General features: G+C 66.7%; 15 protein-coding genes. 10 read left to right on the plus strand and 5 right to left on the minus strand.

All coding sequences use genetic code 11. From position 1 onward, the window contains the following. The first annotated feature begins 27 nt into the window (after positions 1-27). Both ACGFH6_RS26550 and ACGFH6_RS26555 read left to right on the plus strand, forming a co-directional pair. Positions 28-2,157, plus strand: a complete 2,130-nt coding sequence (locus tag ACGFH6_RS26550) for an AAA family ATPase (protein ID WP_393389045.1) — start codon at positions 28-30, stop codon at positions 2,155-2,157. A gap of 127 nt (positions 2,158-2,284) precedes the next feature. Beyond that, positions 2,285-2,704 carry an RNHCP domain-containing protein gene (locus tag ACGFH6_RS26555; protein WP_393389047.1) on the plus strand — a complete coding sequence of 140 codons (420 nt, stop codon included), beginning with the start codon at positions 2,285-2,287 and terminating at the stop codon, positions 2,702-2,704. 46 nt (positions 2,705-2,750) lie between these two features. On the opposite strand, the gene ACGFH6_RS26560 is transcribed toward ACGFH6_RS26555, so the two are convergent. Then, entirely contained in the window at positions 2,751-3,839 is a 1,089-nt protein-coding gene (locus ACGFH6_RS26560; RefSeq protein WP_393389049.1) for a sensor histidine kinase, read from the minus strand. Continuing rightward, positions 3,832-4,506: a response regulator transcription factor gene (locus ACGFH6_RS26565; RefSeq protein ID WP_393389050.1), complete on the minus strand. Its 675-nt coding sequence runs from the start codon at positions 4,504-4,506 to the stop codon at positions 3,832-3,834. The genes ACGFH6_RS26560 and ACGFH6_RS26565 overlap by 8 nt, the downstream gene beginning before the upstream one ends. 88 nt (positions 4,507-4,594) lie before the next feature. Between ACGFH6_RS26565 and ACGFH6_RS26570 the strand changes: the two genes are divergently transcribed. The 7 genes from ACGFH6_RS26570 to ACGFH6_RS26600 all read left to right on the plus strand — a co-directional run bounded on the left by ACGFH6_RS26570 (position 4,595) and on the right by ACGFH6_RS26600 (position 10,145). After that, a complete protein-coding gene (locus ACGFH6_RS26570) occupies positions 4,595-5,209 on the plus strand; it encodes a M15 family metallopeptidase (RefSeq protein WP_393389053.1) in 615 nt (204 codons plus the stop codon). Beyond that, on the plus strand, positions 5,206-6,366 hold the full coding sequence (locus tag ACGFH6_RS26575) for a lipid II:glycine glycyltransferase FemX (protein ID WP_393389056.1): 1,161 nt from the start codon (positions 5,206-5,208) through the stop codon (positions 6,364-6,366). The genes ACGFH6_RS26570 and ACGFH6_RS26575 overlap by 4 nt, the downstream gene beginning before the upstream one ends. A 62-nt stretch (positions 6,367-6,428) precedes the next feature. Further along, positions 6,429-6,938 carry a VanZ family protein gene (locus ACGFH6_RS26580; protein ID WP_393389058.1) on the plus strand — a complete coding sequence of 170 codons (510 nt, stop codon included), beginning with the start codon at positions 6,429-6,431 and terminating at the stop codon, positions 6,936-6,938. 65 nt (positions 6,939-7,003) lie between these two features. After that, positions 7,004-8,032 (plus strand): D-lactate dehydrogenase VanH, encoded by a 1,029-nt coding sequence (vanH, locus tag ACGFH6_RS26585; protein ID WP_393389061.1) that lies wholly within the window; start codon positions 7,004-7,006, stop codon positions 8,030-8,032. Further along, positions 8,023-9,060 carry a D-alanine--(R)-lactate ligase gene (gene vanA, locus ACGFH6_RS26590; protein ID WP_393389062.1) on the plus strand — a complete coding sequence of 346 codons (1,038 nt, stop codon included), beginning with the start codon at positions 8,023-8,025 and terminating at the stop codon, positions 9,058-9,060. Before vanH ends, vanA begins: the two co-directional genes overlap by 10 nt. Then, positions 9,057-9,665: a D-Ala-D-Ala dipeptidase VanX gene (gene vanX / locus ACGFH6_RS26595; protein ID WP_393389064.1), complete on the plus strand. Its 609-nt coding sequence runs from the start codon at positions 9,057-9,059 to the stop codon at positions 9,663-9,665. Before vanA ends, vanX begins: the two co-directional genes overlap by 4 nt. Positions 9,666-9,680: 15 nt before the next feature. Continuing rightward, entirely contained in the window at positions 9,681-10,145 is a 465-nt protein-coding gene (locus tag ACGFH6_RS26600) for a GNAT family N-acetyltransferase (protein ID WP_393389067.1), read from the plus strand. Between the two features lie 27 nt (positions 10,146-10,172). Here ACGFH6_RS26600 and ACGFH6_RS26605 read toward each other — a convergent pair whose 3' ends face one another. Continuing rightward, positions 10,173-11,660, minus strand: coding sequence for an alpha/beta hydrolase (locus tag ACGFH6_RS26605; RefSeq protein WP_393389070.1), 1,488 nt, complete (start codon positions 11,658-11,660; stop codon positions 10,173-10,175). Positions 11,661-11,817: 157 nt separating this feature from the next. Between ACGFH6_RS26605 and ACGFH6_RS26610 the strand changes: the two genes are divergently transcribed. Beyond that, positions 11,818-12,006: a hypothetical protein gene (locus ACGFH6_RS26610; RefSeq protein WP_393389072.1), complete on the plus strand. Its 189-nt coding sequence runs from the start codon at positions 11,818-11,820 to the stop codon at positions 12,004-12,006. A 15-nt stretch (positions 12,007-12,021) separates the two neighbouring features. On the opposite strand, the gene ACGFH6_RS26615 is transcribed toward ACGFH6_RS26610, so the two are convergent. Both ACGFH6_RS26615 and ACGFH6_RS26620 read right to left on the minus strand, forming a co-directional pair. Then, entirely contained in the window at positions 12,022-12,657 is a 636-nt protein-coding gene (locus ACGFH6_RS26615; protein WP_393389075.1) for a vitamin K epoxide reductase family protein, read from the minus strand. Next, positions 12,641-13,300, minus strand: coding sequence for a DsbA family protein (locus tag ACGFH6_RS26620; RefSeq protein WP_393389078.1), 660 nt, complete (start codon positions 13,298-13,300; stop codon positions 12,641-12,643). The genes ACGFH6_RS26615 and ACGFH6_RS26620 overlap by 17 nt, the downstream gene beginning before the upstream one ends. Positions 13,301-13,316 lie beyond the last annotated feature (16 nt).

The raw sequence follows: 13,316 nt of genomic DNA on the forward strand, positions 1-13,316 counted from the left end.
TGCTCGGAGTGCCGAAGGGGGTGGCGCATGACGAGCCGTGACGAGTCCACACCGACGGCGCAGGCCGGTGCGGCCACGGTCGCGGATCGGCTTCGGCAGGCGCGGCGCCGGCGGTTCGTCGGGCGGACGGGTGAGCTCGAGTTGTTCCGTACCGCGGTGACGTCGGTGGAGTCCGGCTTCACCGTGCTGTTCGTGCACGGGCCGGGTGGAATCGGGAAGACCACCTTGCTCGGCGCTCTCGCCGAGGCCGCCGAGGAGGCAGGTGCCACGGCGGTGCGTCTGGACGCCCGGACGATCGAGCCGTCGCCGCCCGGGTTCTACGCCGCACTTGGCGCGGCCCTCGGCCTACCGGACCGGACCGCACCACTGGAGAGCCTCGCTGCGCACCCTCGCCCGATCCTCTTCATCGACACCTACGAGCAGTTGCTGCCGCTGGACAACTGGCTGCGCGAGGAGTTCCTGCCGGCCCTTCCCGCGGACGCCCTGGTCGTGGCCGCCGGGCGGACGCCGCCTTCCCCGCAGTGGGCCAGCGATCACGGCTGGAGTGAGCTGTTGCGAGTGGTTGCCCTGCGCAACCTGCGCCCCGACGACGCACGCGCCTACCTGCACGCCGCGGGCGTGCCGGAGGATTTGCATGGACGGGTGCTGGAGATGACGCACGGTCATCCGCTCGCACTGTCGCTGCTGGTCGATGTCGTCGAGCAGCACCGAGGTGCCCTTGCGCCGGGCCTGTCCCTGCAGGAGACGCCGGACGTGGTGCGGGTGCTGCTCGAACACTTCGTCGAGTGGGTCCCCAGCCCACGGCACCGCGAAGCGCTGGAGGCCTGCGCGCATGCCCGGTTCACCACGGAGGATCTGCTGCGTACGGCGCTCGGCGGCGACGACGCGCATGAGCTGTTCGGCTGGCTGCGTGGGCTGTCGTTCATCGAGGAGGACCCGTACGGCGTGTTCCCGCACGACGTGGCGCGGGACGTCCTCGACGCGGATCTGCGCTGGCGAGACCGCGCCTCGTACGCCGACCTGCACCGGCGGGTACGTCGGCACCTCGTGGAGCGGGCACGCCGTACCACGGGACTGGAACAGCACCGCTGGACCGCCGACATCATCTTCCTCCACCGCAACAACCCGTTGATGAGGAGCTTTTGGGACTGGGAGTCGTTCGGCCAGGCCTTCCCGGACGAGCTCCGCGACGACGACCGGGCTCCGGTCCTGGCGATGACCAGGCGGCACCAGGGAGCTGAGCAGGCCGGGTTGGTGGCGCACTGGATGGACCATCCTGCGGCGAAGTTCGTCGCCTTCCGGGCCGGCGCCGGCGACCCGATCGGCTACGGCGGGGAGATCAGCCTGGAGCAGGCCGGTGAGTCCGGCCTCGCTGCTGACCCCGGCGCCGCCGCGATGTGGCAGTACGCACAGCGACACGGCCCGCCGCGGCCGGGCGAGACCGTTTACGCGGCCAGGTTCTTCATGGATCGAGAGGCCTATCAGAGGCCGTCGGCGTCGAACAATGTGATCACCGCGCGGCACATCCAGCACATCCTCACGACGCCGCGCCTGTCGTGGGACTTCATCGCGTGTTACGAGGACGCAGCCTTCTGGGAGCCCTTCTTCGCCTACATCGACTACCACCGGGCCCATGAGGCGGAGTACGACATCGGCACCCATCACTACGCCGTGTACGCCCACGACTTCCGGCGGCTGGACCCCGCGGCCTGGCTGGAGCTGATGTCCGATCGGGAGATCGGCGCCCCCGCAGGACCGCCGACCGGCGCCGACCCGGAACTGGTGCTCTCCCAGCCCGACTTCGCCGACGCGGTCCGTGCCGCCCTGCGGTCTCTGCACCGGCCGGACCGGCTCGCGGGCAATCCGCTCCTGTGCTCGAGGCTGGTCCGCGACCACGGTGACTCATCCGCCGACACGCTCCGTGCTCTCGTCCTGGAGGCCGCTGAGTCACTCCGGGCCGACCCCCGTGACGACAGGCCTTTCCGGGCGATAGACCGTACTTTCCTCCGGCCCGCCGGCACTCAGGAACGGGCCGCGGAGGTGCTCGGCCTGCCGTTCACCACCTACCGCCGCCACCTCGCCCGGGGCGTCGACCGCATCATCGACTCGCTGTGGGCCCGAGAAGTGGACGGCCCGCCTCCGGAGAGCGGTCGTTAATCGATTGACGGTGGGGGATGGGGGCTGATCTGCTGTGGGCACGTGCGCCGGACGAGCCGGCGCGGACCGGGAGGAGGGAAGCCGATGTCTGTCCTGTCCAGCAGCTTCGCTCTGAAAGGTCCTTGGTTTGGCATTCGCACGTTCGTTCAGCTGTGAACACTGCGGCGTAGAGGTTTCTCTCGACGCCCCCGGAACCACCCATCGAAATCATTGCCCGAGTTGTCTGTGGTCGCGCCATCTCGACCGCAACGTGCCGGGTGATCGCAAGGCCGACTGCAGCGGCGGTATGGAACCGATCGCGGTCACGGTCCGCGGCGAGGGCCGTTGGGTCCTCATCCACCGGTGCACCAACTGTGGCCGCCTCCGGCTCAACAAGACCGCCGGTGACGACAACGTCCTGCTGCTGATGCGGCTGGCGGCGCTGCCGCTGACCATGCCGTTCATCCCGTTCGCGGCCGAGCCCGAGACCGAGGGCAACATCAACGGCAACGGCAACGGTTCGCATCCCGCTCCTCGCAAGCCGAGGGCGCGCAAGGCCAAGGCCTGAGTGAGGCCTTTCGATCAGGGGACGCGCCGGGCGCGTCCCCTGATCATCAGACGCCGGCGCGTGGTGCGGCGGGTAGTTCGACCGTTACCCGGAGGCCGCCGGTGGGGCGGGGGGTGAGGGTGAGGGTTCCGTCGTGGGCTTGGGTGATGCTTCTGGCGATGGCCAAGCCGAGACCGACGCCTGCGTGGTCGGTGCGGATGCGTTGGGTGCCGCGCTGGAACGGCTCAGCGAGCGTGGACACCAGCTGTGGGGTGAGCCTCTCGCCGGTGTTCTCGACCGTGAGCAGTACGGTCCTGGGGCGGGCGCTGGTCGTGACCCAGACCGTGCCGTGGTCGGGCAGATTGTGGACGATCGCGTTGTGCACGAGGTTGGTGGTCAGCTGCAGCAGCAGCGCGTGTGAGCCGATGGTGGGCGTGATGGTGCCTGACGTCTCGATGGTGAGGCCCTGCTTCTCGGCGAGTGCGAGGAGCGTCTCCGTGGCTTCTTCGGCCAGCAGGGAGAGGTCGACGTGTTCCCGGGTGAAGGACCGCTGGTCGGCGCGGCTGAGCACAAGCAAGGCTTCGGTGAGGTCGATCGCCCTGGTGTTGACGGCGTGGAGGCGATCGACCAAGGCTCGGTTGTCGCCGTTCAGATCGTTGCGGGCCACGTCGAGAAGGGTCTGCGTGATCGCCAGTGGAGTGCGCAGTTCGTGGGAGGCGTTGGCCGCGAATCGCTTCTGTTCGGCGTCGTGTGCCTCGAGCCGGGCGAGCATGGTGTCGAAGGCGTCGGCGAGTTCGCGGAACTCGTCCTTGCGGCCTTCCAGCATGATCCGGTGCGAGAGCGATCCGTTCGTCGCCTGCCGGGTGGCATTGGTGATGCGAGTCAGCGGCGCGAGCATGCTGCCGGCGAGAATCCAGCCTCCGACCAGGCCGGCGACAAGCAGGAACATCAGCATCATGATGGCCTTCGGGAGGAAGGCGGCCATGAGGTCCGAGCGGTCGGGCAGAGTCATGGGCGAGGGGGAGAGCTGCACCGGTACGTAACGCAGCAGGAACACCCACACGACCGCGAGCAGCGAGACACCGACAAGCATCACGAACCCCGCGTAGCTGAGGGTGAGCTTGAGGCGAACGCTCCAGCCAGGCTCTCTATCCACCCTCGTCTCCCGTGTCGATGCGGTAGCCGACGCCTGGCACGGTCGCGATGATCCAGGGCTCGCCGAGGCGTTTACGCAGGGCGGAGACAGTGATGCGTACGGCGTTGGTGAACGGATCCGCGTTCTCGTCCCACGCCTGCGCCAGGAGTGCTTCGGCGCTGACGATGCCGCCTTCGGCAGTGACGAGGACCTCGAGTACGGCGAACTGCTTGCGGGTGAGCGCGACGTACCGGCCGTCACGGTAGACCTCGCGCCGGAACGGATCCACCCGGAGACCGGCGATCTCCCGCACGGGTGGTCTGTTGTGGGCGCGCCTGCGGTAGAGCGCTCGGAGCCGGAGTACGAGTTCCTGGAGCGCGAAGGGCTTGGTGAGGTAGTCGTCGGCGCCGAGTTCGAACCCGGAGGCCTTGTCGTCGAGCCGGTCGGCGGCGGTCAGCATGAGGATCGGCATACCGCTGCCGGAGGCAACGATCCGCTTGGCGATCTCGTCGCCCGATGGGCCAGGGATGTCGCGGTCGAGTACGGCGATGTCGTAGCTGTTGATGCTCAGCAGTTCGAGCGCCGTGTCACCGTCACCGGCGATGTCGGCCGCGATCGCTTCCAGGCGGAGGCCATCGCGGACGGCGTCGGCCATCTCGGGTTCGTCCTCGACGATCAGCACGCGCACACTCTTGATGGTACGAGCTGGGCCATATCGTCGGCGTATCCAAAACCGGATACGCGCCGGCAACAGCACGCTGCCTTGACTGGAACGCATGTCAGCCAGCGAACCGGCACAGGCAGCGGGCCGCCGTACCAAACTGACCGTCCGCGCGGCGTTCGTCGTCGCCAATGTGGCGCTTGTCGGCGTCTTCATCCACCAGTCGCTGGCGACGTCCTCATTCCCGGTGGCATCGCCCAGCGAGGCTCGCCACGGTGCACTGGCCGATGGCTTCGTCCCTGCCGGAGTCAAGGTGTTCGACGACGAGATTCCCGGTGTGGCCAACCTCGACCCGGAGCTGCTCCGGGCGCTGCGTCAGGCCGCGACGGATGCCGCGGACGACGGGGTCGAGTTCTTCGTCAACAGTGGCTGGCGTTCCCCGGCGTACCAGGAGCAACTGCTCAGTGAGGTGGTCGCGAAGTACGGCTCGAGGGAGGAAGCGGCCCGGTGGGTAGCGACCCCAGACACGTCGCCCCATGTGTTGGGGCAGGCGATCGACATCGGGCGCTCAGACGCGACCGCGTGGCTGTCCAAGCACGGCGCGTCGTACGGGCTGTGCCAGATCTACGACAACGAACCGTGGCACTACGAACTGCGGCCTGAGGCCGTCGATCACGGTTGTCCACCCAGGTACGCCGACCCTACGCACGACCCCAGGATGCAGCAGTGACCCTGACTGTCCAGCCAATCGGCGCCGCCGAGCACTTGGCCTTCGTGCAGGCACAGCGGTCGGTCAGTTTCCTGCAGACCCCGGCCTGGGGGAGCGTCAAGACCGAGTGGCGCAGCGAGTCTCTCGGCTGGTACGACGGCCGGCGGCTGGTCGGCGCCGGGCTCGTCCTTCACCGCCCCGTGCCGCGGCTCGAGCGCTACACGCTGGCCTACGTGCCCGAGGGGCCGGTGATCGACTGGACCGGCGAGATCGACGCGTGGCTCGACCCGCTGGCGGCGTACCTCAGGGCGCGCGGCGCGTTCGCGATCCGGCTCGGTCCGCCGGTACGCACGGACACCTGGTGTGCTGCCCAGGTCAAGGAGGGCATCGCTGATCCGGCCATCGAGCGACTCACCGACCTGCCGAGCCAGCGCGTCGACCCGGTCGGTGCGCGGGTGACCAGCCAGCTGCGGGACGCCGGCTGGTTGCCGCAAAGTCCGGAGGACGGGTTCGGCGCCGGGCATCCGCAGTACAACTTCGAGCTTCCGCTGGCTGGTAGGACCGAGGACGACCTGCTCAGGGGCATGAACCAGCTGTGGCGACGCAACGTCAAGAGGGCAGCCAAGGAGGGCGTCGAGGTCACAGTCGTCGAGGTCGCGGTCGGCGAGGATCTGAAGGCGTTTCACGACCTGTACGTCCACACCGCTCAGCGCGACCACTTCACGCCCCGGCCGCTGCGCTACTTCGAGACGATGGTCGCGGCGATGTGTGCGGAGGATCCCGAGCGGATCAGGCTCTACGAGGCCCGCCACCGGGGCGACCTGGTCGCCGCCACCATCATGGTCCGCGTCGGCGCCCAGGCTTGGTACGCGTATGGCGCCTCCTCCACCGAGAAGCGTGAGGTGCGCGGATCGAACGCCTGCCAGTGGGCAATGATCCGCGACGCGGTGGCGGCCGGCTGCGTTGTCTACAATCTGCGCGGCATCACCCCCACCCTCGACGCCGACGACCCGCATGTCGGGCTGATCCAGTTCAAGGTCGGCACCGGCGGACAGGCCGTGAGGTACGTCGGGGAGTGGGACCTGCCGTTGCGGCCGATGGTCTACCGGGCCTTCGACCTCTACATGCGGCGGCGCGAGTCCATCAGGCGGCGCGGACGACTAGATTCCATGGCCTGACGGAAAGTGGGGGTCGCGTGATCATCAACGGGTGGCACCGCTGGTTCGATACGTTCACTGGCGTGGCCTTGCTGACCGTGGCCTTCCTGCCGTTGGCCGCGCTGGTGGTGTGGGCGCTGGCACGTCGGCGGACAGCCACTGGCGCCACGCGGCCGTGGCGCACCTCGCTCGCGGAGGTCGGCATCGTCTACGGGACGGTGCCGTGGGTGTGGATGATCCTGCTGCCAGGCAGCCGCGCAGGTGAGGTCCCCGGCCGGGTGAGCCTGGTACCGCTGCGGGACCTGCTCACGATGTCGACGCCTCAGGTTGTCGGCAATCTGCTGGTGTTCGCGGCGCTGGGGTTCTTCGTCCCCCTGCGGTTCGCCGCGCTGGCGTCGGTTCCGCGGATCCTGGCGCTCGCGGCGGGTTGCTCGGTCCTGGTCGAGGTCGCGCAGTTCGTCCTGCGGCTGGACCGGGTGTCCTCGGTGGACGACGTACTGCTCAACACCGCCGGCGCCGGGCTGGCCGCGCTGGCGTCGTACCGCTGGTGGTGCGTGCCTGTCGTCACCCGGCCACAGGTTACCCGTCGTTAGCATTTCGTCGGCATATCAAAATCCACATACAGGCGGACAACACCGTGCCCCTTTGACTAGGTGGCATGACCTACAGCGAACCAGCGGCACTCGCTCGATGGCTGGCGTCGTCCACCTCGGCCGCCCCGCGCACAGGAATCACGATCTTTGGATGCGGGCAGGACGAGGCGGTTCTGTTCCGCGAGTTGGCACCGCGTTTTGGCGTCATGCCGACCATCACAGCAGCGGCGGTATCCGAAGCGAACGCCGACCTGGCCTCCGGAAATCGCTGCATCAGTGTCGGTCACAAGACTCGGATCACCAACCCCACTCTGCTGGCGCTCAGCCGGGCCGGCGTGGAGTACGTCTCCACGAGAAGCGTCGGATACAACCACGTCGACGTGAAGTACGCCGAGAGCATCGGGATCCTCGTCGAGAATGTCGACTATTCACCCGACAGTGTGGCCGACTACACGCTGATGCTCATGTTGATGGCGGTGCGCGATGCGAAATCCATCATGCGCCGTGTCGATGTTCATGATTACCGACTGAATGAGGTGCGCGGGAAAGAACTCCGCGACCTGACTGTCGGGGTCATCGGAACGGGTCGCATCGGCACCGCAGTCATGGACAGGCTACGAGGCTTCGGCTGCCGTGTCCTGGCGTATGACAAGCGCCCCAGGGCGGGTGCCAACTTCGTACGACTCGACGAACTGCTCGAGCACAGCGACATCGTCACGCTCCATACGCCGCTCACCGCGGACACGCACCATCTCTTGAATCGCGAACGTATCAAGCAGATGAAGTACGGCGCGTTCATCGTCAACACCGGGCGCGGCGCTCTGATCGACACCGAGGCCCTTGTCCCAGCGCTGGAAAGCGGCAGCATCGGCGCCGCGGCGCTGGACGTCCTCGAAGGGGAGGAAGCAATCTTCTACGCCGACCGCAGAAACGAACCCATCGACAGCAAGTTGTTGCTGCGACTCCACGAACTGCCCACTGTGCTGATCAGTCCGCACACTGCCTACTACACCGACCGTGCCCTGAGCGACACCGTCGAGAACTCTCTGACAAACTGCCTCGCGTTCGAACACAGAAAGCAGCAATGGATATGAAGATCGGCATTCTGTTCGGCGGCTGTTCCGAAGAACACCCCATCTCCGTCAAATCTGCGCAAGAGATCGCACGACACCTCGATACGGAAAAGTACGAACCGTACTACATCGGGATCACGACGAGCGGCGCGTGGATGCTCTGTGACGGCCCCGACGTAGGTTGGGAGACCCGTGACAGCCGTCCGGTCGTCCTGTCGCCGGACCGAGGCGTCCACGGACTACTGGTCCTGGAGCAGGGACGATACGAGACGATCAGCCTGGACGTGGTGTTGCCCGTTCTGCACGGCAAACTCGGCGAGGACGGGGCGATTCAGGGTCTCCTGGAGCTCTCCGGCATCCCCTACGCGGGGTGCGACATCCAAGCTTCCGCCCTGTGCATGGACAAGTCCCTGGCCTACATCGTCGCCGGCAGCGCGGGGATCGCTACGCCGGAGTTCTGGACCGTCTCGGCGGACGAGAACATCGACGCCGACCAGTTCACCTATCCGGTCTTCGTCAAGCCGGCCCGTTCGGGCTCGTCCTTCGGTGTTAGCAAGGTGTCCCGCAAGGAAGAGTTGCCGAGCGCAATGGAATTCGCACGGCAGTACGACTCGAAGGTGTTGATCGAAGCGGCTGTCGTCGGCAGCGAGGTCGGATGCGCCGTGCTGGGGAACGAGCTGGAGCTGGTGGTTGGGGAGGTGGATCGGATCGCGCTGACTCACGGTTTCTTCCGGATCCATCAGGAGAATTCGCCCGAGACCGGTTCTGACAACTCGACGCCGATCGTTCCAGCTGACATCTCGGCGGAGGCGCGTTCGCTCGTTCAGGAGACGGCGAAGGCCATCTATCGCGCCTTGCGCTGCAGGGGAATCGCCCGGGTGGACATGTTCCTCACCGAAGCCGGTGAGGTGGTCCTCAACGAGGTCAACACGTTCCCTGGCATGACGTCGTACAGCCGTTATCCGCGGATGATGGCCGCCGCCGGGATGCCGATGGCCGAGGTGATCGACGGCATGGTGTCGCTGGCGGTGACAGGGAAGATCCGATGACAGCTGCCCTTGTCTTTGTGGACGAGTTCGTCCCCGGCGTACGGTGGGATGCCAAGTACGCCACCTGGGACAACTTCACAGGCAAGCCGGTCGACGGGTATCTGGCCAATCGAATTGTCGGTACGACGGCCATGTGCGCGGCCCTGGGGAGAGCGCAAGAGTCGGCCGCTTCCCTTGGTTTCGGCTTGCTTCTCTGGGACGGCTATCGCCCTCAGCGCGCCGTGGACAGCTTTCTGCGCTGGTCGAAGCAACCGGAGGATGGGCGGACGAAGCGACGGCACTATCCGAAGATCGACAGGGCCGAGATGTTCGACAGGGGATATGTGGCCGCCAGGTCGGGTCACACCCGAGGCAGCACTGTTGACCTGACCCTCTATCACCTGACCACCGGTGAACTCGCCTCCATGGGCGGTGACCACGACCTGATGGATTCCGTCTCGCACCATGGAGCCGAGGGAATCACGCCGGTCGAAGCGGCAAACCGCAGCCACCTCCGCTCGGTCATGGAAGCCAGCGGGTTCAGCTCCTACGACTGCGAATGGTGGCACTACACCCTGCGGGACGAGCCTTTTCCAGACACCTATTTCGATGTTCTCATCGCCTAGTTGACCGGGGAGAGCGTGCAGATCAGACCGGCACATACGACCGATGCGGCGGCCGTCAACGAACTGCTTGAGCAGCTCGGGTATGCCCAGGATGGCACCGCGACAACAGGAACCAGGATCAAGACCTGGGGTGACGACCCATCGAGCGCAGCCTACGTTGCCGATGCTGACGGCAACCTTCTCGGCCTGGTGGCGGTCCACATCTGTCCGTTCTTCCAGCTCACCGGCTCGTCGGGCCGGATCATGGCTCTGGTCGTGTCAACTCACGCACGCGGCCAGGGCATCGGCGGTCAGCTGGTGGCGGCGGCGGAATCGTTCGCTGCAAGTCATGGATGCATACGCATGGAGGTCACCAGCGCGGACCACCGCCAGGACGCACACACGTTCTACCGGCGCCGTGGGTACCTAGACCAAACAGGCACGTCGTCCCGTTTCCTGCGTGATCTCAGCCAACGCCTGGGCAGCGGTGCGGTTGGTTGATTCCGCACCGCTGCCCGGGAGCGAGCGTCAGGTGCCGGGGCAGAACGAGTCTCGTGGTGGGCGCTTGCCGTCGACCAGGAAGGTGGTCGCGATGTTGTTGGTGCACGTGTTGTTGCCGAAGAGGTAGGACAGGTGGCCGCCTTGGTCGACGGTGATCAGGCGGGATCGCGCACCGAGCTTCTGGTGCAGTTCGACGGCACCGACGTACGGCGTGGCGGGATCGCGCAGATTGTTCACCAGCAGGATTGTCGACGATCCTGCTTTGCTGATGTCTACTCGCGGCTCAGGCTTGGCCGGCCAGAACGCACACGGCCAGACGCTGGCCGCCGCCGGGCCGAACAGCGGGTAGCGAACCCGGTCGACAGCCACGTGGCGCTGGTAGGTGTCGATGTCCCGAGACCAACCGGGGGAGTTGCAGACCAGCGCCAGCATGCCGGAGAAGTCTCCGCCCGCGGGTGGAGGCGGCAGCTGCGGTGCCTGGCCGTCGGCGAGTGCCTGCAGGGCCGACGCCAGGGCCGGGAAGATCGAATCGCTGAACAGCATCCCGTACGTCATGGCGCGCAGAGCAGTCCCGCTGATTCCGGCGACCGGTTCCTGGTCGAGCTTGTCGACAATCTGCAGGTACCGCGTCCGCACCTGTGCCGGGGTGGCACCGAGTCCGTACGTCGCGTCCTGAGCTGCGGCCCACCGCGCAAAGTCCGGGAACCGCAGTTCGAATCCCAGGCCCCACCTCCGAGCGCCGACGGCATCGAGCCCACCGAGACCGCTGACGCTGTCGAAGACCATCCGGTCGGTGCGGTTCGGGAAGAGCGCGGCGTAGAGCGTGCCGAGGTAGGTTCCGTGCGAGTACCCGAGGTAGGAGATCCGCTGCTCGCCGAGAGCCTGGCGGATCCGGTCCATGTCCCTCGCGACGTTGGTGTTGGTGATGTACGGCAGCAGATGCGCGGTGCTGGACTGCGCGCACTGCTCGGCGATCTGCCGGGCGTCGGCGGCGCGCTGGTCGACGTCCGCAGCCGTCCGTGCGTACGGCGGCGGGATCAGGGTGGCCGCCTGGTCGGGCCGCAGGTTGCAGGTGAGCGGCGTACTGCGTCCGATGCCGCGCGGGTCGAATTCGATGAGGTCGTAGCTCTCCCGCACACTGGCAGGAAGGCCCAGCGACACCAGCGTGAGTGGCAGCGCCGCCTGCGAGTCACCTTGGCCGCCGATGTTCAGGAACAGCACGCCGCGCCGGCGAGCAGGGTTGGTGCTCGGCAGCCGCGAGACCGCGATCTCGATGGTCTCGCCGGCAGGTTTTGCGTAGTTCAGTGGGACACGAACCGTGGTGCATTCCAGCCCAAGGGACGGCTCGGGTACTCCGGGACAAGGCGTCCAGGACAGTGAGCTGTCACCTACCAGTGCGGCGGAGGGTGCTGGCGTAGTACCCAGTGTGAGTCCACTCGCCACCGCGACGGCCGCCAGCGCAGTGGCCAGCAGCCGTCGTCTGTGCGCGCGGAAGCGCTCGATGAATGAAGGCATGGGAGCTTCCTCTCTCGTTGGTCGATCACCTCGCCTGTCAGTGCGTCGAACGAGGGGCCGCCAGATCGACACGGCGTGCTACACCTGACGTGAACAGGTCTGCCAGGAGCCAACGGTGGGCGGGCGATCGCGCCCAAGCCCTTGAAAGGTAGGAATCATGGCGGTTCTCACGAAGGCCGAGGCCCTTGCGATCATTCGCCGCGCCTACGGACCCGATGTCGCCGAGTCGGTCGCAGACCAGTTGCCGGATCAGTTCGACCCCGACAACGACGCGGATGCGGAGATGCTGAACCGCCTCGGCCTCACCCGAGACGGCCTCGCCAACGCGATGGGCGGCGAACTCTGAATCGACCAGCCACCGTCACACCAGGGTTCGCCAATACGTCCAGAAGCGCTCGAGGATCAAGGTGAGGACGAGGACGGACCAGAGGGTGACCACCACAGCGTGGTACCGCGTCAAGAAGGCGGTCGCTTCTCGGTGAGCCCTCGCACTGTTGAGGTTGTGGAGGGTGACGTACCAGAAGATGGGGATCGTGACTGCCCAGACAGCCATGCAGTAGGGGCACAGGGCACCGATTCGGTACAGGCTCTGGAAGATCAGCCAATGCACGAACACCACGCCGAATGTGGCACCTGCCTGGAGACCGAGCCAGAACCATCGGTGAAACGCTGCGCCGGCCATCAGCGCCGCTCCGACGGTCGTGACGATGGCGAATCCGGCGATACCGAGCAGCGAGTTCGGTACGCCGAAGGCCTCGGCCTGCGGCGTGGTCATCACCGAGCCGCAGGACAGTATCGGGTTGATGCTGCACGACGGAACGTACGCCGGATCGCGCAGCAGGGCGATCTTCTCGACCGTGAGAACGACCGCCGCGGTCAGGCCGAGGGCCCCACCGACCAGCAGCAACCGCGGCAGCAGGGCTGGGAACGGCATCTCGTCGAGCGGGGGAGCCGGCGTACGTGTCATCGCATCGGGCCGGTTACTCGAGCGCGGCATCGATGCTCGCGATCAGGTCTTGCGCCGATTCCGGCTGGAGCTTCTCGCCGTTGAGAAAGAAGGTCGGAGTACCGGAGACGCCGAGCGCTTCGCCGTCGGCGACATCCTTCTTGACTCGTTCGAGCGTGGCCGGGTCGTTGTAGGCGTTGTCCCAGGCGGCCAGGTCGAGGCCGAGATCCTTGGCGAAGCCGCGGAACCGTTCATCGGCGGGGACCCGCTGCTCGCCCCACTCGGTCTGGGTTTCGTACATCTTCTGGTACATCGCCTCGAACTTGCCCTGCTGGGCGGCGGCTTCGACAGCGCGGGCGGCCCGTTCGGCGTTGAAATGCGAGGGAATCGGGAAGTACCGCACCACGAAAGTCACCTTGCCGGCGTAGTCCTTGCGGAGTTGCTCGACGGCCGGGAATGCAGCGCGGCACGACTCACATTCGAAGTCGAGGAACTCCACGAAGGTGACCTTGTTGTCCGATGCGGTGCCGAGCCGGTGACTGTCGGGACGGACGAGGCGTTCGTCGGCAGCGGCTGCACCAGGTCCGGATGCCGGAGCGGGATCACCGCTGCCGGCGCTGACGGCGAGAATGACGGCGATCACGACGGCGAAGGCCGCGGCGATGCCTACGGAGATTCGGGTGTTGGTACCCATAGCGTTCTCGTTTCTG

The organism is Kribbella sp. NPDC049227, from assembly GCF_043197265.1.
Lineage (GTDB): Bacteria > Actinomycetota > Actinomycetes > Propionibacteriales > Kribbellaceae > Kribbella.

What these genes read in the sequence shown, in the direction of transcription:
- ACGFH6_RS26550 (WP_393389045.1), top strand. Translation starts at nt 28, where the DNA reads ATGACGAGCCGTGACGAGTCCACACCGACGGCGCAGGCCGGTGCGGCC.
- ACGFH6_RS26570 (WP_393389053.1), top strand. Translation starts at nt 4,595, where the DNA reads ATGTCAGCCAGCGAACCGGCACAGGCAGCGGGCCGCCGTACCAAACTG.
- vanH (WP_393389061.1), top strand. Translation starts at nt 7,004, where the DNA reads ATGACCTACAGCGAACCAGCGGCACTCGCTCGATGGCTGGCGTCGTCC.
- vanA (WP_393389062.1), top strand. Translation starts at nt 8,023, where the DNA reads ATGGATATGAAGATCGGCATTCTGTTCGGCGGCTGTTCCGAAGAACAC.
- vanX (WP_393389064.1), top strand. Translation starts at nt 9,057, where the DNA reads ATGACAGCTGCCCTTGTCTTTGTGGACGAGTTCGTCCCCGGCGTACGG.
- ACGFH6_RS26605 (WP_393389070.1), bottom strand. Translation starts at nt 11,660, where the DNA reads ATGCCTTCATTCATCGAGCGCTTCCGCGCGCACAGACGACGGCTGCTG.
- ACGFH6_RS26610 (WP_393389072.1), top strand. Translation starts at nt 11,818, where the DNA reads ATGGCGGTTCTCACGAAGGCCGAGGCCCTTGCGATCATTCGCCGCGCC.
- ACGFH6_RS26615 (WP_393389075.1), bottom strand. Translation starts at nt 12,657, where the DNA reads ATGCCGCGCTCGAGTAACCGGCCCGATGCGATGACACGTACGCCGGCT.
- ACGFH6_RS26620 (WP_393389078.1), bottom strand. Translation starts at nt 13,300, where the DNA reads ATGGGTACCAACACCCGAATCTCCGTAGGCATCGCCGCGGCCTTCGCC.